A 20,521-nucleotide genomic window follows, 5' to 3' on the forward strand; every position below is an offset into this window, starting at 1 on the left:
GGGCGGTTTTTCTTTGCCGTATCGACGCTGCCGCATCACTTTTTCTGATTTCGCAACGCCGGATCGACCTTTGCGTCTGTTCGAACAAAAAAGACAGTGCAAGCTGCAGTGCAGCAGATTGTTTCCATTGTTGGAACAATCGCGGTTCTTGCCCCACACTGGGAAGCACAGCGGCACAAATATCGACAATATTTCCGCTTTGACGGGCAACTTCTGCACGATTTCGCGAGTCGTAGGAGAATTCCAAGTTCGCTTCACTGGTTTTCACTAATTGTCAGGAAGCTGTAACACGGCAGGAGTTGTCCTATGGATCATTTGCAGTCGATGCGAGTTTTCGTCAAAGTGGCGGATCTCGGCAGTTTTGCCCGCGCTGCGAGCGCGATGGATATTTCCAACGCAGTTGCCACCCGTCACGTTGCCGATCTTGAAGGCCGCCTTGGTACGCGACTGCTCAATCGCACAACCCGCAGCTTGTCTCTGACCGAATCCGGCCAGGTTTACCTCGAGCGTGCGCGCCAGATTCTCGACGAACTGGAAGACGTCGAGCAGATGGTGGTCGCGCGCAATCACGAACCCGTCGGCACGTTGCGAATCGTCGCACCGGTCGTGTTCGGGTTACATAACCTTGCGCCCGTGCTGCAGACGTACGCCGAGCGCTACCCGAAAGTCATTCCCGATGTCACGCTGGTTGACCGTCAGGTCGATCTGGTCGAAGAAGGTTTTGACGTGGGCGTGGTGGTCACGCGGCAGATGCGCAGCGCGAGCATTGTCACGCGGCGTTTGACCACCGGTTGCATGACGGTGTGCGCGACGCCCGCGTATCTGGAAAAACACGGCACGCCCACGCGTCCCGAGCATCTGCTCGAGCATCCGTGCCTGAGCTTGCCGTCGGAGTATTGGGGCGACGAGCGTGTCTTCACGGGCTCGGAGGGCGAGGTGCGCGTGCGTCCGTCCAACGTGATCGTGGCCAACAACACGGAAATGCTGCGGCAGTTCGCGTTGCTCGGCATGGGTATCGCGATTCTGCCCAGCTATCTGATCGGCCGCGATATGACGCGTGGCAGGCTCGTGCGTCTGCTCGGCGATTTCCGTTTGCCGCAGGTTGAGATCAACATCGCGTATCCGAGCCGCCGTCACTTGCCGGCCAAGGTGCGTACGTTCATCGATCATCTGGTTGAGCATTTCAGCCAGACGCCGAACAGTCTGCTCGGCGAACAGTGGATCAAGGACGGTCTTGGAAGGCCTGCCACGGCCACGGCGCTCGATTCGGCGGACCCCATGCCGCCGGAAGCGTTCGATGGCGCTGAGCCGCTTTCACGGCTGCTGGATAGCGAGTTGTCGCCGTTGCCGAAGACGTTGGCAAAGACGACGAATCGTCCGCGGCCTGCTGCTCTGTCACCGCTATAACGATTCGAGCGATCACCGCCGGCGGCTCCTGAGATTGGCGCGGTCCGGAGGACAAATAAAAAGGCGCAGTCACGAAAGTGACTGCGCCTTTTTTCTTTGCGCTATCAGAGCTGGCCGGAAGCTGAATGCGCCTCCGGTCGCCTGCCGAAATGACGAGCCGGCGAATTATGAGCCGGTCTTGCGCGCAGCCGTTTTCTTGGCCGGCGCTTTCTTGGCCGCCGCAGTCTTTGCAGCAGTCTTGGCCGCGGGTGCTTTCTTCGCTGCTGCCTTCTTGGCGGCGGGCACCGCCTTTACTGCAACGGCTGCATCTTCGTCGTCCGACTCCGGCGCTGCCTTCGCTGCCGTCTTGGCCGCTGCGGTCTTCGCTGCTGTTTTGGCCGATGGCTCCTTCTTCTCGAATTCGAAGCCGATCTTGCCGTCATTCTGCTTGACGAGGAATGCCTTGAAGTTGCGGCCGGTGCGCGACGACTTGAAATTCGTCAGCAGGTCGGTGCGCCCTTCTTCAAGCAATTTCGCCATCTGCTCGCGTGCGATTTCCTGCTGCAGAATCACCTTCCCTGAGCGGAAGTCGCAAGTCTTCGGATTGGCAACCGAGTTCTCACAAACATAGCTCATGCCGTGTTCGAACACGCGACCCTTGCACTTCGGACACGCACCGACCGCTTGCTGGTCGGAGAAGTCAGGCGGTTCGCCGTCTTCGCCGCCCGAATCCTGACCGAAGTCGAACTCGAGCTTGTAATTCTTGATCTCGTCGTCGAGCGAGAGCTTCAGAATCGCGGAGAACGGGCGGCCCATCTTGCTGCGGAAACCTGACAACGGCCCGATCGTCTTGTTCTGCAATAACTCTTCGACTTCTGGAATTTCGAACTGACGTCCGCCCGGAATCTTGGAGATCGAGAACTCGCACTTCGAGCACGCGAAGCGCCGGTAGTTTTCCTTCACCTGACCGCCACAATTCGGACACGGCGTCTGCAACGTCGCGTAATCACCCGGGATTGTGTCCGAATCGTATTCCTTCGCGCGCTTGACGATGGTCTGCGTCATGCGGGCGATTTCCTGCATGAACGCGTCGCGCGGCAGGTTGCCACGTTCCATCTGCGAGAGCTTGTATTCCCACTCGCCGGTCAATTCCGGCGCGGTCAGTTCCTTCACGCCGAGACCGCGCAGCAGTGTCATCAGCTGGAAAGCCTTGGCCGTGGGGATCAGATCGCGGCCTTCGCGGATCAGATACTTTTCGCCGAGCAGCCCTTCGATAATGGCGGCGCGCGTGGCCGGCGTGCCAAGGCCCTTGGCCGCCATGGCTTCGCGCAACTCGTCGTCTTCGACGAGCTTGCCCGCGCCTTCCATGGCCGACAGCAAGGTTGCTTCGTTGTAGCGTGCGGGCGGTTTCGTCACCAGTTGCTGGGCGGCGATCTTGTCCGTCTTGACCTTCTCGTCTTTCTGCACCGGCACGAGATTGGCGTCTTCGCCGCTGATTTCGCGGCCATAGACCTGCAACCAGCCCGGTTCGACCAGCACCTTGCCTTCAGTCTTGAAGTGATGGCCCACCACTTCCGTGATCCGTGTCGTTACCCGATATTCGGCGGCCGGGAAGAACACCGACAGGAAGCGCTTCACTACCAGGTCGTAGAGCTTCTGTTCCGGTTCGGACAGATTCTTCGGTGCTTGCGCGGTCGGGATGATTGCGAAGTGGTCGCTGATCTTCGAGTTATCGAAGATGCGCTTGTTCGGTTTCACCCAACCCTTGTCCAACACCTGCTTGGCATAGGGGAGATAGTTGTTGCTCTCCTTGAGCATGCCCAGCGTTTCCTTGACCGTATCCATATAGTCTTCCGGCAACGCGCGCGCGTCGGTCCGGGGATAGGTCAGCACCTTGTGCTTTTCGTACAGCGCCTGAGCGAGGCCCAGCGTGTTCTTCGCCGAGAAGCCGAAGCGGCCGTTGGCTTCACGCTGCAAGCTGGTCAGGTCGAACAGTGCCGGCGACAGTTGCGTGGACGGCTTCGATTCTTCCGTCACCGTGCCGATCTGGCCACGGCAGGCAGCAACGATCGTCTCGGCTGCGGGCAGCGCCCACAGACGCGAATCGCGTTTTTCAGGATCGAACTCGTCGCGCTTGAATTTCGGATCGAACCAGCGGCCTTCGTAGAAGCCGCCCGCGCAGACGAAGTCGGCCTTCACTTCCCAATAGTCGCGCGGCACGAAGCGGCGGATCTTTTCTTCGCGCTCGACCACGATCGACAGCGTGGGTGTCTGTACCCGGCCGACTGTGGTCAGGAAGAAACCGCCGCCCTTGCTGTTGAATGCGGTCATGGCCCGCGTGCCGTTGATGCCGACCAGCCAGTCCGCCTCCGAGCGGCAGCGCGCCGCGTCAGCGAGCGGTTGCATTTCTTCGTCGCTACGCAGACGGGCAAAGCCTTCACGGATCGCGCCCGCCGTCATGGATTGCAGCCACAGGCGCTGCACCGGCTGTTTGGCTTTCGCGTGCTGCGCGATCAGGCGGAAAATCAGCTCGCCCTCGCGCCCCGCGTCGCATGCATTGATCAGACGATCGACGTCTTTACGCTTGAGCAACTTGGTCAGCACCTTCAGGCGCGACTCGCTCTTGGCGATCGGATTCAGATCGAAATGCGGCGGAATGACGGGCAGATTCGCGAAACTCCATTTGCCGCGTTTGACTTCATAGTCTTCGGGCGCGGCGATTTCCAGCAAGTGGCCGACTGCCGAGGAAAGGACGTAGTCGTCGCTTTCGTAGTATTCGTCATGCTTGGTAAAACCGCCCAAAGCGCGCGCGATGTCGTTCGCGACGGAAGGCTTTTCGGCGATGATCAGTGCTTTGGACATGACTCGATGTGAGGTTGGTAGATCCGGGTTGATGGCCTTGAGTGCGCTTTAACCAGCGCGACCCTCGTTTGCGACCTTTGCGACCCAATAACGACCGCTTTATAGCACACGGCGCGAGAGCGGCGTGTCAAGTGCCATAAAAAGCGCGCCATGATAATTGCGCGCTCAGTAGCTGGGCACGCGGCGCAAAACGCGCCGTGTGCTGCTCGCAACGCCCGTGCCGCAAGGTTTAGCGGCCGGTAGCCACATTCACGCGACGGTCAGCGCGGGCCGCAGTTTGGGCGCGCCGCTGATGCCAGGCACCGCCGTCAGGTCAGACAACATCCGTTCCACAATCGCTGCTTGCGGCAAAACCGTGCCAAAGAAACGTGTCGTTACTGAGTCTTCGATCAGGATGGTCGGGAAATTCTCTACATCCAGATCGTCGAAGCGGTCCGCATGGGTTTCGATGTCGATCCATGCGAAACAGATATCCGGATGTTTATCCGCCAGGCGGTTGAAGGCCTCCCGGTAGTCACGGCAGGTCCCGCACCACTCCGCGCACAGGCAGGCTACGAACAGCGTGTCGGGTTCGTTGACGCGCTCGGCAATCCGGTCTTGGTCGGTGTCGAGATTCAGCGCGGGCATGGTGGTTCCTTGCGTACTTTTATCAGGTGCTTTGGCGCGAATGTAGCATGGCCGATCCCAAATCGCGGTCAACCCTGGTCAATGCGGGGTCAGCCACGGGTCGCCCGTGTGAAGCGGCCGCCGGGCAGCGCGGTAACCTGGCCGGCGAGTTCGAGTTGCAGCAGCGTGTTTTGCAATGCCGCGTCCCCCATCTCGGTGCGGCTGGCAAGAATTTCAAGCGTAGCGGGCGCGTGACCGAGCGCGTCGAGGAGCTGCAGCGCTTCGGGACTCGTGGCCGGTTGCGGCTCCGCTGATAACGTGGATGCCGTGCCTGAGTCCCGCTGGACCGCCGCGGCGTGCATCGTCGGCAGTTCCTGCCGAACGTTTTCCGACGCAGGAGTTTCAGGCGATTCCGGCGTACCCGCGCTATCCGGAAAAATCGTCTGCTGGCCGGCGGCCTTCGCGGCGACAGGCTTGCCGAAGCCCAGTTCTTCCAGCACTTCATCGGGCGTTTCAACCAGTTTGGCGCCCTGCTTGATGATTCGATGGCAGCCGCGCGACAAGGGTGCGTGGATCGAGCCGGGCAAGGCGAAGATATCGCGCCCCATTTCATTGGCGAGCCGAGCCGTGATCAACGAACCCGAGCGCATGGCGGCTTCGACGATCACAACCCCGCTGACGAGGCCGGCGATCAGGCGGTTACGCTGCGGGAAATTGGCGGCGCGCGCCGGCGTGCCCAGAGGCCATTCCGAAAGGATTGCACCTTGCGCTGCGATCTGCCGTGCCAGCGCGTGATGCGCGGCCGGGTAGACGAGGTCGGCGCCGGTGCCGATCACCGCCACCGTGCCGCCGACACCTTCCAGGCCGCCGCGATGAGCGGCGCCGTCGATGCCCAGCGCCAGCCCCGACACGACGGTGACGCCCGCTTGCGAAAGCTCGCGTGCGAAACGCTCGGCATCTTCAGCGCCTTGTGGCGTCGCGCTGCGGCTGCCCACCAGCGCCACCGCTCTCGTGTGCAGCAGATTCAGCCGACCCTTTATATAGAGTAGCGGCGGCGGATCGGTCATGGTGAGTAACGCGGGCGGATAGGCGGGATCGTCGAGGGTTACCACATGGTTGCCAGGTAGCTCGCGCCATGCGATGACTGCGTCGAGTTGCGCATCAAAGTTTGCGATGGGCGGTGCCAGTACAGCGCGCGCTGCAGTTTCGCCCGCAATCCCGGCAAGTGCCTCGAGCGATTGATTGAAAATCGCTTCCGGCAGTCCGAAAGCGCTCAGCAGTAAACGCAGCGCGGCGGGTTTCAGCCCCGGCGCGAGCGCAAGCCGCAGCCAGGCGGCGAGTTCAATATGGGTTGCGGGCAAGGTACGCATTGAGAGTCGATCCTCCTGCAGGGCCAGCGGGCAGGCGGGCGCCATGCTAAAATTTTCATCATCCGAAATAACTGCAGCGCCGCGCCCACCCGCGCGGGCCCTTCGCTTAGCGCACATGGCGCGTTGAATCGAACCGGTTCGACACCGTCTATCGTCTGCGTAACGCGATGCGCCCACAACCTGGCCGAATGGCCAACGCTAGCCCTACACCGGTCAGCGGCGCCTATAAAACACACTCAAGATCATGGCTTTACTGAACATCCTCAATTACCCGGACAAGCGGCTGCACAAGATTGCGAAGCCGGTCGAAGTGGTCAACGACCGTATTCGCCGGCTGGTCGCCGACATGGCCGAAACGATGTACGCCGCACCCGGCGTCGGCCTCGCGGCGACCCAGGTGGACGTGCATGAACGCGTGGTTGTGATCGACGTGTCGGAAACGCACGACGAACTGCTCGCTTTCATCAACCCGGAAATCGTCTGGTCGAGCGACGAAAAGAAGCTCTCTGAAGAGGGCTGCCTCTCGGTGCCGGGCATTTACGACAACGTCGAGCGCGCCGAGAAGGTGCGCGTGCGGGCGCTGAACGAGAAGGGCGAAACCTTCGAGATGGATTGCGAAGGGCTGCTGGCCGTGTGCATCCAGCACGAGATGGATCATCTGATGGGCCGCGTGTTCGTCGAGTACCTGTCGTCGCTGAAACAGACGCGCATCAAGAGCAAGATGAAGAAGCTCGCCCACGCGATGTAATGCGCGCCCACCTCGTCTACCGCACCCGTTCATGAGTCATTCGTTGCGCGTCATCTTTGCCGGTACGCCGGAGTTCGCCGCGGCCGCGCTGGCCGCGATCCACAGCGCCGGTTTTCCGGTGCCGCTCGTGCTGACCCGGCAAGATCAACCCGCCGGGCGCGGAATGAAATTGCAGGCGAGCCCGGTCAAGCGCTACGCGCAGGAACACGGCATTGCCGTCGCGCAGCCGCCTTCGCTGCGCCGCGCCGGCAAATACCCGGCTGAAGCCGCCGCCGCGATCGATCAATTGCATGCCACACCGCACGACGTGATGGTGGTGGCCGCCTATGGTCTGATCCTGCCGCAGGAAGTGCTCGATATTCCGCCGCTGGGTTGCATCAACATTCACGCATCCTTGTTACCGCGCTGGCGCGGCGCCGCGCCGATCCACCGCTCGATCGAGGCGGGCGACGCTGAAACCGGCATCACGCTCATGCAAATGGACGCGGGCCTCGACACGGGCGCGATGATCTCGGTCGCGCGCACGCCCATTTCCGGCGACGACACCACGGCGATCCTCCACGACCGTCTCGCGCAAGACGGCGCGAAGCTGATCGTCGAAGCCCTGATCGAGCTCGAGCGCAGCGGCAAGCTGGCTGCAACGCCGCAACCGGCGGACGGCGTGACATATGCGGAAAAAATCGGCAAGCACGAGGCTGCGCTCGACTGGCGTAAGCCGGCCGTGGTTCTGGCGCGTCAGGTGCGTGCATTCGACCCGTTCCCCGGTGGCGTAGGCACGCTGGAAGACGGCACGTCGATCAAGATCTGGGCGGCGGTTCCGGTCGAGGTGCAAGGCAGCAGCGCGCCCGGAACGATCGTTGACATCTCTTCCGAAGGTGTTGTGATTGCCTGTGGTGAAGGCGCCCTGCGTCTCACGCAACTGCAAAAACCCGGCGGCAAGCGTTTGCCGGTGCGCGAATTCCTGGCCGGCGCGACGCTAACGGCCGGTCAGCGTTTCCAGCTCCCCGAAGCAAAATAAACGGCTTGCACTACCTTGAACATCGTCCATTCGGCCGATGTTCAGGAGCGCCGCCACGAGCCCGCAGCGCGTTAGAATCCTCTATGCAGCAGCCCGTGTTTAGAGGATCCCCATGTTTGGCATCACCCATTTCGAGTTTTTCGTCGCCGCGGTCTTTCTGCTGAACGTGACGCCCGGTCCCGATACGGCTTACATCGTCGGGCGCAGTGTCGCCCAGGGCCGTGGCGCAGGCCTGATGTCCGCGCTTGGCATCTCCGCCGGTTGTTGCGTTCATTCGCTTGCCTGTGCGTTCGGCTTGACGGCGCTGCTTGCCGCGTCGGCCACCGCGTTCACGGTCATCAAGTTCGTCGGCGCTATTTATCTGATCTATCTCGGCGTGCGCCTGATTTTCGCCAAGCCGGCGGCTGACGAGGCGGCGGGCGAAGCGCGTGCGGCCGGCGCGCCGAAATCGCTGCGTCAATTGTTCCTGCAGGGTTTCTGGACCAATGTGCTGAATCCCAAGGTCGTACTGTTCTTCGTGTCGTTTTTTCCGCAATTCGTCACAACGGGCAGCGACCATAAGGCACTGGCGTTTCTCACGCTTGGCGTGGTCTTCGTCATGATGAGCATGGTCTGGAACAGCTTTGTCGCGTGGATTGCCGGTAGTGTGACCCGCCGCTTCTCCGGCAAGCCGTCGGTGAAGAGGTGGCTGGACCGGGGCGTCGGCAGCGCGTTCGTCGGCTTGGGCCTCAAGCTCGCCACCGCATCAAGATGATTGAATTTTCCTCGCGCGCCCATATCTAACATTTAGCTTACAATCAGTCGCTGCGATCATGCGGCGCAGATATGAAACCGCGTTAGGGCAAGGAGTTGCAGACATGTTCAATTGGGTCAAAACCGCGATGTTGATGGCCGCGATCACGGCCCTTTTCATCGTGATCGGCGGGATGATCGGCGGGTCGCGCGGCATGATGATCGCGCTCGTGATCGCCCTTGGGATGAATTTCTTTTCTTACTGGTTCTCGGACAAGATGGTTCTGCGCATGTACAACGCGCAGGAAGTCGACGAAAACAGTGCGCCGCAGTTTTACCGCATGGTGCGTGAGCTCGCCACCCGCGCGAATTTGCCCATGCCGCGCGTCTATCTGATCAATGAAGACGCGCCGAACGCATTCGCCACCGGCCGCAATCCGGAGCATGCGGCCGTTGCCGCCACCACCGGCATTTTGCGCGTGCTGTCCGAGCGCGAAATGCGCGGCGTGATGGCGCACGAACTGGCGCACGTGAAGCACCGCGACATTCTGATCTCCACGGTTTCGGCAACCATGGCGGGTGCCATTTCCGCGCTGGCGAACTTTGCGATGTTCTTTGGCAGCCGCGACGAAAACGGCCGTCCGACGAACCCGATCGCCGGCATCGCCGTTGCGTTGCTCGCGCCGATCGCTGGCGCGTTGATTCAGATGGCGATTTCGCGTGCACGCGAATTCGAGGCGGACCGCGGCGGCGCGCAGATTTCCGGCGATCCGCAGGCGCTCGCCTCGGCGCTCGACAAGATCCATCGCTACGCGAGCGGTATTCCGTTCCCCACGGCCGAGCAGCATCCGGCCACCGCGCAGATGATGATCATGAATCCGCTGGCGGGCGGGGGCATTGCGAATCTGTTCTCCACGCACCCGGCCACGGAGGAGCGCATCGCGCGTTTGATGGAGATGGCGCGTACGGGGCGCTTCGAGTAACGGGCTCACTGACCGGGTGTAACGAAAGGCGAGTCTGCGGGCTCGCCTTTTCTGTTCGGGCATCGCCCCGGTCCGCGCCCGGCGGTCCTCTTCCCGCACCACGCTACAATGTATGTTGTTTGCGTTGCGCGCACCGCGCGGCCTGCCTTTGCCTCTTTCATGACTCCAAAGCCTTCTTCGCGTTCCGCTACTCCATCGGCGCGTCCGCGCGAATCCCGTCTGTCGATGCTGCACCTCGCGCCTGAATCGCTTGGCTTTGCGCTCGACTGCGCGGGCCAGGCTGTCGGCGCCGTGCGCTCCGGTGCGGCTTTGCCCGCCGCGCTGCAGTCCGTATTCGTCGGCGCGCCTGAAGGCAGTGCCGCCGCTGCGCGCGGGGCCGTGCAGGATATCGCGTACCGCACCATGCGCCGCCTCGCGATTGCCGAGTGGCTGATCGCGAAGCTGGTGAAGAAGGCGCCGCCGCCGCACGTCGGCCATGTGCTTGCCTGCGCGCTCGCCTTGCTGGTTGACGATGAAGCAGACGCCGCCTATGCGCCGTTCACGGTGGTCGATCAGGCGGTCAGCGCAATCGCCGCGCGCCGTGAGTTCTCGTTCGCAAAGGGTCTCGTCAATGCCGTGCTGCGCAATTTCCTGCGTGAGCGCGAGGCGCTGCTGAGCGCGGCGCAAGCCGACGAAGTCGCGCGCTGGAACTACCCGGCGTGGTGGATCGATGCGGTGAGGGCCGCGTGGCCCGAGGCGTGGCAAGCGGTGCTTGCGTCTGGCAATACACACGGTCCGCTGACCTTGCGCGTGAACGCACGCCGTTCGACAGTCGACGCTTATCTGCAGATGCTGCACGACCATCACATCGCGGCGAGCAGAGCCGGCGAGTACGCCGTCAAGCTCGCGACGCCGATGCCGGTCGACCGCATCCCCGGCTTTAACGACGGCGTGGTGTCCGTGCAGGACGCCGGCGCGCAGCTCGCCGCGCAACTGCTGGGCGTGCGTGACGGTATGCGTGTGCTCGACGCGTGCGCGGCGCCTGGTGGCAAAACCGGTCATTTGCTCGAACTCGCCAACCTGCAGCTTGTGGCGCTCGAAAGCGATGCGTCGCGCGCGCGCCGTATCGGTGAAAACTTGCTGCGGCTCAAGCTCGAAGCGGAAGTGCGTATCGGCGACGCGGGCACGCCCGCAAAATGGCACGACGACATCGACCAGCCGTTCGACCGCATTCTGGCGGACGTCCCGTGTTCGGCTTCGGGCATCGTGCGGCGCCACCCGGATATTCGCTGGCTGCGCCGCGCGTCGGATATTCCCGCGCTGGTCGCCGAGCAGCGCCGCATCCTCGACGCACTCTGGCCGCTCGTTAAACCAGGCGGCGAGTTGCTCTACGTTACGTGTTCGATCTTCCCCGAAGAAGGCGAGTTGCAGGCACAGTGGTTTGGAAACAAGCATCAGGATGCGGTACGATTGGACGCGCCGGGGCAACTTTTACCTTCAGTTGCCCGCGCGCCCGCCGGCACATCGGCCGGGTCCCCTGCCGGAGATGCCGCTGAAGATAGCACCGGCTCGAACTCAGACCACGACGGATTTTTCTACGCGCGCTTTCAGAAACGGTGACCATCAAACGCTTCTTCCCGCTTCGGCTCGCTGCCGTGCTCTGGATCGCGCTGGCCGTATGGCTCGCCGCACCGGGCGCGGCGTATGCCGATTCGATTGCGGTCCAGCGCGCCTCGCTGCAATCGGACAACACCGGCTGGAACCTCGACGCGCGTTTCGACTTCGACCTGAACAGCAATCTCGAAGACGCCGTCAACAAAGGGATTCCGCTCTATTTCACGACCGACTTCGAGCTGAGCCGGCCACGCTGGTACTGGTTCGACGAGCAGCCGGTCAGCGTGTCGCAGAGCATTCGCCTGTCGTTCCAGCCGCTCACGCGTGAGTATCGGGTGTCGAGCGTGTCGTCGGGCGGATTGCAGCTCGGTTTCACCACGCTCAAGGACGCGCTCGCCGTGATCAAGCACGTCACGTCGTGGCACGTGATCGATCGCACGCAGGTGCGTACCGGGGAGACGTACAACGCGTCGGTACGCATGCAACTCGACATCGCGTTGATGCCCAAGCCGTTCCAGATCGACGCGGTGAACAACCGCGACTGGAGCCTTTCGTCGGATTGGAAGCGCTTTACCTTCACGGTGACCGAACGTGCTAAATAAAGTGCGCCGCGCCACCAGTGTCAGCAGCATCGTCGTACGCGTGCTGGTGACCACGGTCGCCGTAACGGCCGTGCTGCTGCTCGTGCTGCTTGCAGCCGCGAGCGCGAATACCGAATTTTTCGACCGCTATTACCAGTGGCTGTACGCGGCGAACCTCGTGGTCGCGATGATCTTTTTGCTGGTGGTGGCGACGCTCGTCATCATCATCATTGCGCGGCTCAAAAAAGGTAAGTTCGGCACGCGGCTGTTAGCGAAACTCGCGTTCTTCATGGCGCTGGTCGGCGTGGTGCCGGGCGGCATCATTTACGTCGTGTCGTACCAGTTCGTGTCGCGCAGTATCGAGTCATGGTTCGACGTGAACGTCGAAACCGCATTGACCTCTGGCCTGAATCTCGGCCGCGGCATGCTCGACGCGTCGCTGTCCGATCTGCAGACCAAGGGCCGCCTGATGTCCGAGCAGCTGGCGAGTGCGGACGCCGCCGGCACCACGCTGACGCTGCTGCGCTTGCGCGACCAGTTCGGCGTGCAGGACGCGACGATCGTCGAACCCACGCGCAGCATGTCGGGCGCGACACCGGACATGCACGTGGTCGCGCAGGCGTCCGGCAATTACGCAACGCTCGTGTCGAATGATTTGCCCACACCCTTGATGATCGATCAGGCGCGTGGCCGCGGCTACGCGGCGATCGAAGGTGAAGTGGACGGCGATCCGAACGCGCATGGCGGCAAGGGCGCGTTGCGGCTGCGTGTCGTGCAGCGTATTCCCGATTCGAACGCGTCGCTGCTGCAGCCTACCGAGCGCTTCCTGCAACTCACGCAGCCGGTGTCGCCCACGCTCGCGCGCAATGCCGATGCGGTGCAGCGCGCGTATCGCGAGTATCAGGAAAAGGCGCTGGGCCGCACCGGCTTGCGCAAGATGTACATCGGCACGCTGACGCTCGCGCTGTTCCTCGCCACGTTCATCGCGATGATGCTGGCGCTTGCGCTCGGCAATCAGCTGGCGCGGCCGTTGTTCCTGCTCGCGCAGGGCACCAAGGAAGTGACCGAGGGCGACTACACGCCGAAGCGCGAAATCAAATCGCGCGACGAACTGGGCTTTCTCACGCAGTCGTTCAACGCGATGACGCGGCAACTGTCCGAGGCGCGCGCAGCGGTCGAGAACAACCGCATCGCGCTCGAGCATTCCAAGGCCTATCTGGAAAGCATTCTCGCGAATCTGACCGCAGGCGTGTTCGTGTTCGACCGGCAGTTCCGTCTCACCACGGCGAACCGCGGCGCCGAGCGGATTTTCCGTCAGCAGTTCCAGGAAGTGCTGGGTTCGGCGCTCGAGCAAATCGGCGTGTTGAGCGAATTCGGCGGAATGGTGCGCAAGGCGTTTGCCGATCGCGAAGCGGCAAGCGGCGACGGTCACGACGACCGTGGCCACTGGCAGCAGCAATTTTCGGTGCAGGTGCCGGGCGAAACCGAGCCGCTCACCTTGCTGGTGCGCGGCGCGCGTCTTGTGTCCGCCACGGATCGTGACGCGGAAGACATGCAGACGTCCGGCTACGTAGTCGTGTTCGACGATATTTCGGACGTGATCTCCGCGCAGCGTTCGATTGCCTGGGGCGAAGTGGCGCGGCGTCTCGCGCATGAGATCAAGAATCCGCTCACGCCGATCCAGCTTTCCGCCGAGCGTTTGCAGATGAAGCTCGCCGACAAGCTCTCGCCATCCGATGCCGATGTGCTCAAGCGCGGCGCAACCACCATCGTCAACCAGGTCGCGGCGATGAAGCAGATGGTCGACAATTTCCGCGACTATGCGCGCACGCCGCCGGCGGTGCTTGCGCATCTGCAACTGAACGAACTGGTCAGCGAGGTGCTGACGCTGTACGGTATCGAAGAAGGCAAGGGCGCGATTCAGGTGGAGCTCGCGGAGTTGCCGGCGATTCGCGGCGACGCGACGCAATTGCGTCAGGTGATTCACAACCTGCTGCAGAATGCGCAGGATGCCGTGGCCGACGTCGCGCAGTCGCATGTGTTGCTCGAGACGAGGACAGTAGAATACGGAGACCCCGACGCGGAAGGCAAGGTACGTGTCGCGGTGCGTCTGACAGTATCGGACAACGGACCGGGCTTCCCGGCGCGTATCCTCACACGTGCATTCGAACCTTACGTGACAACCAAGGCCAAAGGTACAGGCCTCGGTCTTGCGATGGTCAAGAAGATCGTCGACGAACACGGCGCGCGCATCGATATCCGCAACCGCATGAAAGCGGGCGATGTGATCGAAGGCGCGCAGATATCGATCCTCTTCCTTCAACTGGCGGACGATGCCGCGGCACCTGGAGCAGGGCTGCGGCCGGCGCATGGCAATGCGTCGCAGGGAATGACAAAAGCAACAGTGCAGACAAGGGCAGCGTAAATGGCAACCATCCTGGTGGTAGATGATGAAATGGGCATCCGGGAATTGCTCTCGGAGATCCTGAGCGACGAGGGGCATGTCGTGGAAGCAGCGGAAAACGCGCAGGAAGCGCGCGAGTTCCGTTTGCGCCAGGCGCCGGACCTGGTGCTGCTCGACATCTGGATGCCCGATACCGACGGTGTGACCTTGCTCAAAGAATGGGCCGCGCAAGGGCAACTGACCATGCCGGTGATCATGATGTCCGGTCATGCAACCATCGATACGGCAGTTGAAGCGACCAAGATCGGCGCGCTCAACTTCCTCGAGAAGCCGATTGCGTTGCAGAAGCTGCTGAAGGCGGTCGAGCAAGGCCTCGCGCGCGGCAATGCGGCAAGTGCACCGGGCGGCGCGGTCGCCAAGCAGGTGTTGCCGGTCAGTGCGTCGGCTGTGGCATCCGCGGCCGCGTTGCCGATGCTGTCGTCGGATGGCATGGGCAGCGGCGCGTTGGCTGCGCAAACGGCGTCGATTTCGTTCGACATCCCGTTGCGCGACGCGCGTGATGCGTTCGAGCGCGCTTACTTCGAATATCACCTCGCGCGCGAGAATGGCAGCATGACGCGCGTCGCGGAGAAGACCGGCCTTGAGCGTACGCACCTGTATCGCAAGCTCAAGCAACTCGGCGTCGATCTCGGCAAGAACAAAGGAGAGTGAGGGGCACCGCGACCCGCGTGCCCCGCCGCGCATGCGCGCAGGTTCGGCCGCAGCGGATTTTTTCGACAAGGGGCTTGCCGTGCTGCTGACCCTTTGATATCATTTCGTTCTTCGTTGGCCCGGTAGCTCAGTTGGTAGAGCAGCGGATTGAAAATCCGCGTGTCGATGGTTCGATTCCGTCCCAGGCCACCAGGATTCAGCCCCAGGAAATCGCAAGATTCCTGGGGCTTTTCCTTTTGTGTGCGTTCGCAGGCGCTCCCTGGCGTTTTCGCAGCGGCATTGCTTGTTTGCTGCCGCACCAGAGCGTGCTCGGCGGCATTGGGCGTCGCGTGATAAAATCGCGCCAGTTCAAGGACTTGCATGCGGGCGCGCGATGGGTGCGGCACCGCATCAGACAGGTCTTTTCGTATCCCGAAGCTGGGCCTTTTGCGCACTCTGCCGCAACACGGCGAGGCCGCAACAGGTGCCAGATTCTTCGCCCGACGATTAACGGTATAAGCGCCCAGCGACTCTGCATGCGGAAGGCGCGGCCTATACTGCTTTGGGCCGGCAGCAGTGCCGGCACGCGTCGCGCCGCGTTGCTTGCATGGCGCACCTCGTGTAGCGCGACGTGGCACTCATCATTCACGGAGTTTCACGGTGATCCGCAAAGACGCTAAACGTAGCGCTCTGGTGCTGTTTTCCGGCGGCCAGGATTCCGCCACGTGCCTCGCCTGGGCGCTTGAACGTTATGAAACGGTTGAGACGCTAGGCTTCGATTATGGCCAGCGGCACCGAGTCGAACTCGAATGCCGCGAGGGGTTCCGCAACGGTGTGGTGCGTGCCTTTCCGGCGTGGGCCGACCGCCTCGGCGAAGATCACATGATCGACCTGTCGGTGCTCGGTTCGATCAGCGATACCGCGATGACGCGCGAGATCGAGATTCACGCCACGGCCAACGGTTTGCCGAATACGTTCGTGCCGGGCCGCAATCTGATGTTCATGACGATTGCAGGCGCCATTGCTTATCGGCGTGGTTTGCAGGTGCTGGTTGGCGGCATGTGCGAGACGGACTTCTCGGGCTACCCCGATTGCCGCGACGACACGATGAAGGCCTTGCAGGTCGCGCTGAACCTCGGCATGGACACGCGCTTCCTGCTCGAAACGCCGCTGATGTGGCTCGACAAGGCTGACACGTGGCGTCTCGCGCACGAGCTGGGCGGCGAAGAACTGGTCGAACTGGTACGTGTCGAGACGCACACCTGTTATGTCGGCGAGCGCGCCGAACTGCACGAGTGGGGTTTCGGCTGCGGCGAATGCCCGGCGTGCCGCTTGCGCAAGCGCGGTTATGAAGCGTACCTGGCCGGCGAGAAGGTGGCTGAGCCGGTCTGACGCTTTCACGCCTGTTTTACGCTCGCGTGCCGTGCGAACGAACGGGCGCAGCGCACGCAACTATTTTCAGGAACACAAGGCAGGCAGCAGCATGACTTACGCGGTCAAGGAAATCTTCTACACGTTGCAGGGCGAGGGCGCGAATGCCGGGCGTCCGGCTGTGTTCTGCCGGTTCGCCGGCTGCAATCTGTGGTCGGGCCGCGAAGAAGATCGTGCGGATGCGGTGTGCCGCTTCTGCGATACGGACTTTGTCGGCACTGATGGCGAGAACGGCGGCAAGTACCGCACCGCCGAAGAGCTGGTGCGGATGATCGCGTCGCAATGGCCGCAAGGCGAGGGCGAGCGCTTCGTGGTCTGCACGGGCGGTGAGCCGATGTTGCAGATCGATCAGCCGTTGGTCGATGCGTTGCATGCCGCCGGCTTCGAAATCGCCATCGAAACCAACGGCTCACTGCCGGTGCTCGAGACGATCGACTGGATCTGCGTGAGCCCGAAGGCCGATGCGCCGCTCGTCGTCACGAAGGGCAACGAATTGAAGGTCGTGATTCCGCAGGACAACCAGCGCTTGTCCGAGTATGCGAAGCTCGACTTCGAGTATTTCCTCGTCCAGCCGATGGACGGCCCGTCGCGCGACCTCAACACGAAGCTCGCGATCGACTGGTGCAAACGCCATCCGCAATGGCGCCTGTCGATGCAGACCCACAAGTATCTGAACATTCCCTGATTTGCCGTGCTGACGATTACACGAAAACTCGAATTCGACGCGGGTCACCGCATCCCCGATCACCGCAGCCAGTGCCGTAATCTGCATGGCCATCGCTATGTGCTCGAAATCACGCTGCAAGGCGACCTGGTCGACACCGAAGGCGCGCCGGATCGCGGCATGGTGATGGACTTCGCCGACGTGAAGTCGCTCGCGGTCGAGCATCTGGTCGACAAGTGGGACCATGCGTTCCTCGTCTACGAAGGCGATACGCAGGTACGCGGTTTTCTCGAAACCATGGCGGGGCACAAAACCGTTGTGCTCGATCGCATTCCTACCGTCGAAAATCTTGCCGCCGTCGCGTTCGACATCCTCGCGAACGTCTACGACGCGCATTACGGCGTGAATCTGCGTTTGCATAAGGTGCGTCTGTTCGAGACGCCGAATTGTTGGGCCGACGTGGTCCGCGATTGATCCCGGGGCCGCGCGAGTCGACTTCGCGGCCCAACCTCCGCGTTATTGTCACGGTATGATCGCTCCGATAACCACACGGAGCGAGACATGCCGGTCACCGCATTGCGTCGCAGCAGGCACTCAGGCCGCCCAGGATCAGGCCTTGGCCGGTTCCGCCACGCCAGCATCCTCAACCGCGCTTCAGGCGACGTGCCCCGTCGCCAGGGAGCGCGGCAATGAGCACCTTCACAAACCCCCTCAAACAACGGTTGAAAGAAGCCGATCCGCTGTTCGGCCTGTGGCTTTCGCTCGGCAGCGATACCGCGGCTGAGGCGCTCGCGCACGCCGGTTTCGACTGGCTGCTGATCGACATGGAGCATGCGCCAAACGATAGTGGCGACGTGACGTCGCAACTGCGCGCGATCGCCGCCGCGCATCTGCCGAGCGAGCCCGTCGTGCGCGTGCCGGCCAGCGAGGCGTGGCTCGTCAAGCGCGTCCTGGATGCGGGCGCGCGCACGCTGATGTTCCCGAATATCGAATCCGCGGAAGAGGCGGCACACGCCGTGCGCCTGACGCAATATCCCACCGCCGATGCGCTCGACGGCCAGCGCGGCGTCGCCGGCGTGGTGCGAGCCGCTTCGTACGGCATGCGGCGCGACTACGTGCAAACCGCCAACGCACAGATCGCGACCATCGTGCAGATCGAGTCAGCGCGCGGCTTGCAGGAGGTCGAAAAGATCGCGGCGACGCCGGGTGTCGATTGCCTGTTCGTCGGGCCGGCCGATCTCGCTGCGAGCCTCGGTCACCTGGGCGATTCGAAGCATGCCGACGTGCAGGCGGCCATGGCGCGCATCGTCAGCGCCGCCGACAAGGCTGGCATTGCCAGCGGAATTTTTGCCATGGACGCCGCGGGCGCAAAGCAGCATCGCGATGCCGGTTTTCGTTTTATTGCCCTGGCCGCCGACGTCATGTGGATGTTGCGCGCGACCCGCCAGGCGTTGCAGGAGGTGAGGACATGAAGGGGATGGTGCAGTGCGTCGCGGTGCGTCTGGCGGTAGCGGCGGCGTTGACAGCGAGCGTGACGGCGTATGCGCAGGACAACCGTGTCGCGAAGTCCAACGATCCGGAGACGCAAACCGCGGTCGCCGATTACAACGCCGGCAATCTGGGTGCGGCGCTGACAGAGTTCCGTAAAGCAGCGGAGCGCGGCAGCCGGCTTGCCGAGTTCAACTACGCGATGATGCTGCTCAACGGAGAAGGCACCGCGGCCAATGTCGAAGAAGGCAAGAAGTGGCTGCGCAAAGCTGCCGACGCCAACATGTCGCACGCGCAGTACGTGTACGGCAAGATGTATGACGACGGTGAGTTCGTTGGCCGTGATCCGGTCGAGGCGCACCGTTGGTTCCTGAAGGCCGCGCAGCAGGGGCACGTGCAGGCGGAGCTCGCGCTGGCCAATCAGTTCCTCGATGGCCGCGGTACGGGGCGCGACAACCGGCAGGCGTTCGTCTGGTACAAGAAGGCCGCGCAAGGCGGCGACATGACCGCGCAGTACGTGACCGGCTCGTTCTACGAGCGCGGTGGCGACGGCGTGGACAAGAATCTGAATGTAGCGCGTGCCTATTACGCGGCAGCGGCGGCACAGGGCGATCCGGCGGCGAAGCTCAAGTATCAGCAACTGAGCGCGCAGTTGCGGGATCAGCGCGAAGTGAAACCGCAGTAAACACGACCGCATTGAATGAAAAAGGGGCGCTTCTCACGGGGCGCCCCTTTTGTTTATTCAGGCTTCGTTCTGCGTTATGCCACGTCGTGTGGCAACGCTAGCAGCCGAGGCGCTGCCTCGTGCTAACTCTGCATCAACCGCTTTTGCCGCGCGATGCTCATGATGAGGCCGATCGCGACCCCCAGCGTCGTCAGCGCGGTGCCGCCGTAACTCATGAACGGCAACGGCACGCCCACCACCGGCAAGATCCCGCTCACCATGCCGATGTTGACGAACGCATAGGTGAAGAACGCCATTGTCAGTGAGCCGGCCAGCAGCCGTCCAAACAGCGTCGCGCCATTGGCCGCGATATACAGCCCGCGCGCGATCAGCAACATGTAAAGCGTGAGCAGCACGATCCCGCCCGCCAGCCCGAATTCCTCGGAAAACACGGCGAAAATGAAGTCGGTATGCTTCTCTGGAATGAACTCCAGATGCGCCTGGGTACCCTTCAACCAGCCCTTGCCGAGCGGGCCGCCCGAGCCGATTGCAATCACCGCCTGAATGGTATGGAAGCCCTTGCCAAGCGGATCGGACGTCGGATCGAGCAGCGTACAGATACGGTGCTTCTGATAGTCGTGCATCAGCGGCCACTGCACTTCCGGCTGACAGATCTTGTCCTGGAATATCGCGATCGAGCCGACGGCGATCACACCGGCAATCAGCACCGGCACGATCAGCTTGAAACTGAGCCCCGCGAAGTAAATCACGAAGAAGCCGGCCGCAAACACCAGCACGGCGGTGCCAAGGTCCGGCTGCTTGGCGATCAGGCCGACCGGAACGATCAGGATCAGGAAGCCGACCAGAAAGTCGTACCAGCGCATTACGCCTTCGCGGCGCTGGTAGTACCACGCGAGCATCAGCGGTGTGGCGATCTTCAGAATCTCCGACGGCTGGATCACCACGCCGACGTTGATCCAGCGCTTGGCGCCTTTGCGCGTGAGACCGAACAGCGCCACCGCCACCAGTAACGCGATCCCGAACGTATAGAGCGGGACCGCGAAGCGCATCAGCGTGGTGGGCGGTACATTGGCCAGCGCCCACATGAGCACGAACGTCAACAGGATGTTGCGCAGTTGGTCTTCCACCCGGCCGGGCATGTCCAGCGTCGCGCTGTAGAGCGTGACGATGCCGACACACAGCAGCAGAAACACGATCAGCGCGAGCGGCCGGTCGAAGCCCACGAACATCCGCTTGATGCGGTCGAGCCAGGCGCGCTTGTCGAATTGCATGCCTTTCTC

Annotated in this window: 18 protein-coding genes and 1 tRNA gene; 15 read left to right on the forward strand and 4 right to left on the reverse strand. The window is 62.4% G+C overall.

All coding sequences use genetic code 11. The features are described from left to right. Positions 1–306 precede the first annotated feature (306 nt). Positions 307–1,407, forward strand: coding sequence for a LysR family transcriptional regulator (locus tag BCY88_RS19160; protein WP_120345783.1), 1,101 nt, complete (start codon positions 307–309; stop codon positions 1,405–1,407). Positions 1,408–1,572: 165 nt separating this feature from the next. Here the strand turns inward: BCY88_RS19160 and BCY88_RS19165 are convergent, their stop codons facing one another. From BCY88_RS19165 to dprA, 3 genes are all read right to left on the reverse strand, one after another. Then, positions 1,573–4,248: a DNA topoisomerase III gene (locus BCY88_RS19165; RefSeq protein ID WP_120345784.1), complete on the reverse strand. Its 2,676-nt coding sequence runs from the start codon at positions 4,246–4,248 to the stop codon at positions 1,573–1,575. Positions 4,249–4,497: 249 nt separating this feature from the next. Continuing rightward, positions 4,498–4,875 (reverse strand): thioredoxin family protein, encoded by a 378-nt coding sequence (locus tag BCY88_RS19170; protein ID WP_028197703.1) that lies wholly within the window; start codon positions 4,873–4,875, stop codon positions 4,498–4,500. Between the two features lie 89 nt (positions 4,876–4,964). Further along, on the reverse strand, positions 4,965–6,224 hold the full coding sequence (gene dprA / locus BCY88_RS19175; protein ID WP_120345831.1) for a DNA-processing protein DprA: 1,260 nt from the start codon (positions 6,222–6,224) through the stop codon (positions 4,965–4,967). Between the two features lie 244 nt (positions 6,225–6,468). On the opposite strand from dprA, the gene def reads away from it, so the two are divergent. The 14 genes from def to BCY88_RS19245 all read left to right on the forward strand — a co-directional run bounded on the left by def (position 6,469) and on the right by BCY88_RS19245 (position 19,241). Continuing rightward, on the forward strand, positions 6,469–6,972 hold the full coding sequence (gene def / locus BCY88_RS19180; protein WP_120345785.1) for a peptide deformylase: 504 nt from the start codon (positions 6,469–6,471) through the stop codon (positions 6,970–6,972). Between the two features lie 31 nt (positions 6,973–7,003). Beyond that, a complete protein-coding gene (fmt, locus tag BCY88_RS19185) occupies positions 7,004–7,990 on the forward strand; it encodes a methionyl-tRNA formyltransferase (RefSeq protein WP_120345786.1) in 987 nt (328 codons plus the stop codon). Between the two features lie 112 nt (positions 7,991–8,102). Next, complete coding sequence (locus BCY88_RS19190) at positions 8,103–8,744, forward strand: LysE family translocator (RefSeq protein WP_120345787.1); 642 nt, start codon at positions 8,103–8,105, stop codon at positions 8,742–8,744. A 103-nt stretch (positions 8,745–8,847) separates the two neighbouring features. Then, complete coding sequence (gene htpX, locus BCY88_RS19195; RefSeq protein WP_074285754.1) at positions 8,848–9,705, forward strand: zinc metalloprotease HtpX; 858 nt, start codon at positions 8,848–8,850, stop codon at positions 9,703–9,705. A gap of 159 nt (positions 9,706–9,864) precedes the next feature. Continuing rightward, a complete protein-coding gene (gene rsmB / locus BCY88_RS19200) occupies positions 9,865–11,304 on the forward strand; it encodes a 16S rRNA (cytosine(967)-C(5))-methyltransferase RsmB (RefSeq protein ID WP_120345788.1) in 1,440 nt (479 codons plus the stop codon). Further along, entirely contained in the window at positions 11,301–11,900 is a 600-nt protein-coding gene (locus tag BCY88_RS19205) for a DUF4390 domain-containing protein (protein ID WP_120345832.1), read from the forward strand. The genes rsmB and BCY88_RS19205 overlap by 4 nt, the downstream gene beginning before the upstream one ends. Further along, positions 11,890–14,304: a sensor histidine kinase gene (locus BCY88_RS19210; protein ID WP_120345789.1), complete on the forward strand. Its 2,415-nt coding sequence runs from the start codon at positions 11,890–11,892 to the stop codon at positions 14,302–14,304. Before BCY88_RS19205 ends, BCY88_RS19210 begins: the two co-directional genes overlap by 11 nt. After that, a complete protein-coding gene (esaR, locus tag BCY88_RS19215; RefSeq protein ID WP_120345790.1) occupies positions 14,305–14,994 on the forward strand; it encodes a response regulator transcription factor EsaR in 690 nt (229 codons plus the stop codon). Between the two features lie 116 nt (positions 14,995–15,110). Beyond that, a tRNA-Phe gene (locus BCY88_RS19220) sits at positions 15,111–15,186 on the forward strand. A 447-nt stretch (positions 15,187–15,633) separates the two neighbouring features. Next, complete coding sequence (gene queC, locus BCY88_RS19225; RefSeq protein ID WP_120345791.1) at positions 15,634–16,365, forward strand: 7-cyano-7-deazaguanine synthase QueC; 732 nt, start codon at positions 15,634–15,636, stop codon at positions 16,363–16,365. Between the two features lie 91 nt (positions 16,366–16,456). Beyond that, positions 16,457–17,089 carry a 7-carboxy-7-deazaguanine synthase gene (queE, locus tag BCY88_RS19230; RefSeq protein WP_120345833.1) on the forward strand — a complete coding sequence of 211 codons (633 nt, stop codon included), beginning with the start codon at positions 16,457–16,459 and terminating at the stop codon, positions 17,087–17,089. A gap of 9 nt (positions 17,090–17,098) precedes the next feature. After that, positions 17,099–17,542: a 6-carboxytetrahydropterin synthase QueD gene (gene queD, locus BCY88_RS19235; protein WP_093634683.1), complete on the forward strand. Its 444-nt coding sequence runs from the start codon at positions 17,099–17,101 to the stop codon at positions 17,540–17,542. A 215-nt stretch (positions 17,543–17,757) separates the two neighbouring features. Further along, on the forward strand, positions 17,758–18,540 hold the full coding sequence (locus tag BCY88_RS19240) for an HpcH/HpaI aldolase family protein (RefSeq protein WP_120345792.1): 783 nt from the start codon (positions 17,758–17,760) through the stop codon (positions 18,538–18,540). Further along, the gene (locus BCY88_RS19245; protein ID WP_120345793.1) at positions 18,537–19,241 is read left to right on the forward strand and encodes a tetratricopeptide repeat protein; all 705 of its coding nucleotides are present in this window, start codon (positions 18,537–18,539) and stop codon (positions 19,239–19,241) included. Before BCY88_RS19240 ends, BCY88_RS19245 begins: the two co-directional genes overlap by 4 nt. Before the next feature lie 122 nt (positions 19,242–19,363). On the opposite strand, the gene rodA is transcribed toward BCY88_RS19245, so the two are convergent. Continuing rightward, complete coding sequence (gene rodA / locus BCY88_RS19250) at positions 19,364–20,512, reverse strand: rod shape-determining protein RodA (protein WP_120345794.1); 1,149 nt, start codon at positions 20,510–20,512, stop codon at positions 19,364–19,366. Positions 20,513–20,521: the final 9 nt, after the last annotated feature.

It is taken from the genome of Paraburkholderia fungorum (genome assembly GCF_003610895.1).
GTDB lineage: Bacteria > Pseudomonadota > Gammaproteobacteria > Burkholderiales > Burkholderiaceae > Paraburkholderia > Paraburkholderia fungorum_B.

What these genes read in the sequence shown, in the direction of transcription:
- BCY88_RS19165 (WP_120345784.1), bottom strand. Translation starts at nt 4,248, where the DNA reads ATGTCCAAAGCACTGATCATCGCCGAAAAGCCTTCCGTCGCGAACGAC.
- rodA (WP_120345794.1), bottom strand. Translation starts at nt 20,512, where the DNA reads ATGCAATTCGACAAGCGCGCCTGGCTCGACCGCATCAAGCGGATGTTC.
- BCY88_RS19240 (WP_120345792.1), top strand. Translation starts at nt 17,758, where the DNA reads ATGAGCACCTTCACAAACCCCCTCAAACAACGGTTGAAAGAAGCCGAT.
- htpX (WP_074285754.1), top strand. Translation starts at nt 8,848, where the DNA reads ATGTTCAATTGGGTCAAAACCGCGATGTTGATGGCCGCGATCACGGCC.
- queE (WP_120345833.1), top strand. Translation starts at nt 16,457, where the DNA reads ATGACTTACGCGGTCAAGGAAATCTTCTACACGTTGCAGGGCGAGGGC.
- dprA (WP_120345831.1), bottom strand. Translation starts at nt 6,224, where the DNA reads ATGCGTACCTTGCCCGCAACCCATATTGAACTCGCCGCCTGGCTGCGG.
- rsmB (WP_120345788.1), top strand. Translation starts at nt 9,865, where the DNA reads ATGACTCCAAAGCCTTCTTCGCGTTCCGCTACTCCATCGGCGCGTCCG.
- esaR (WP_120345790.1), top strand. Translation starts at nt 14,305, where the DNA reads ATGGCAACCATCCTGGTGGTAGATGATGAAATGGGCATCCGGGAATTG.
- BCY88_RS19190 (WP_120345787.1), top strand. Translation starts at nt 8,103, where the DNA reads ATGTTTGGCATCACCCATTTCGAGTTTTTCGTCGCCGCGGTCTTTCTG.
- BCY88_RS19245 (WP_120345793.1), top strand. Translation starts at nt 18,537, where the DNA reads ATGAAGGGGATGGTGCAGTGCGTCGCGGTGCGTCTGGCGGTAGCGGCG.
- def (WP_120345785.1), top strand. Translation starts at nt 6,469, where the DNA reads ATGGCTTTACTGAACATCCTCAATTACCCGGACAAGCGGCTGCACAAG.
- BCY88_RS19160 (WP_120345783.1), top strand. Translation starts at nt 307, where the DNA reads ATGGATCATTTGCAGTCGATGCGAGTTTTCGTCAAAGTGGCGGATCTC.
- BCY88_RS19170 (WP_028197703.1), bottom strand. Translation starts at nt 4,875, where the DNA reads ATGCCCGCGCTGAATCTCGACACCGACCAAGACCGGATTGCCGAGCGC.
- fmt (WP_120345786.1), top strand. Translation starts at nt 7,004, where the DNA reads ATGAGTCATTCGTTGCGCGTCATCTTTGCCGGTACGCCGGAGTTCGCC.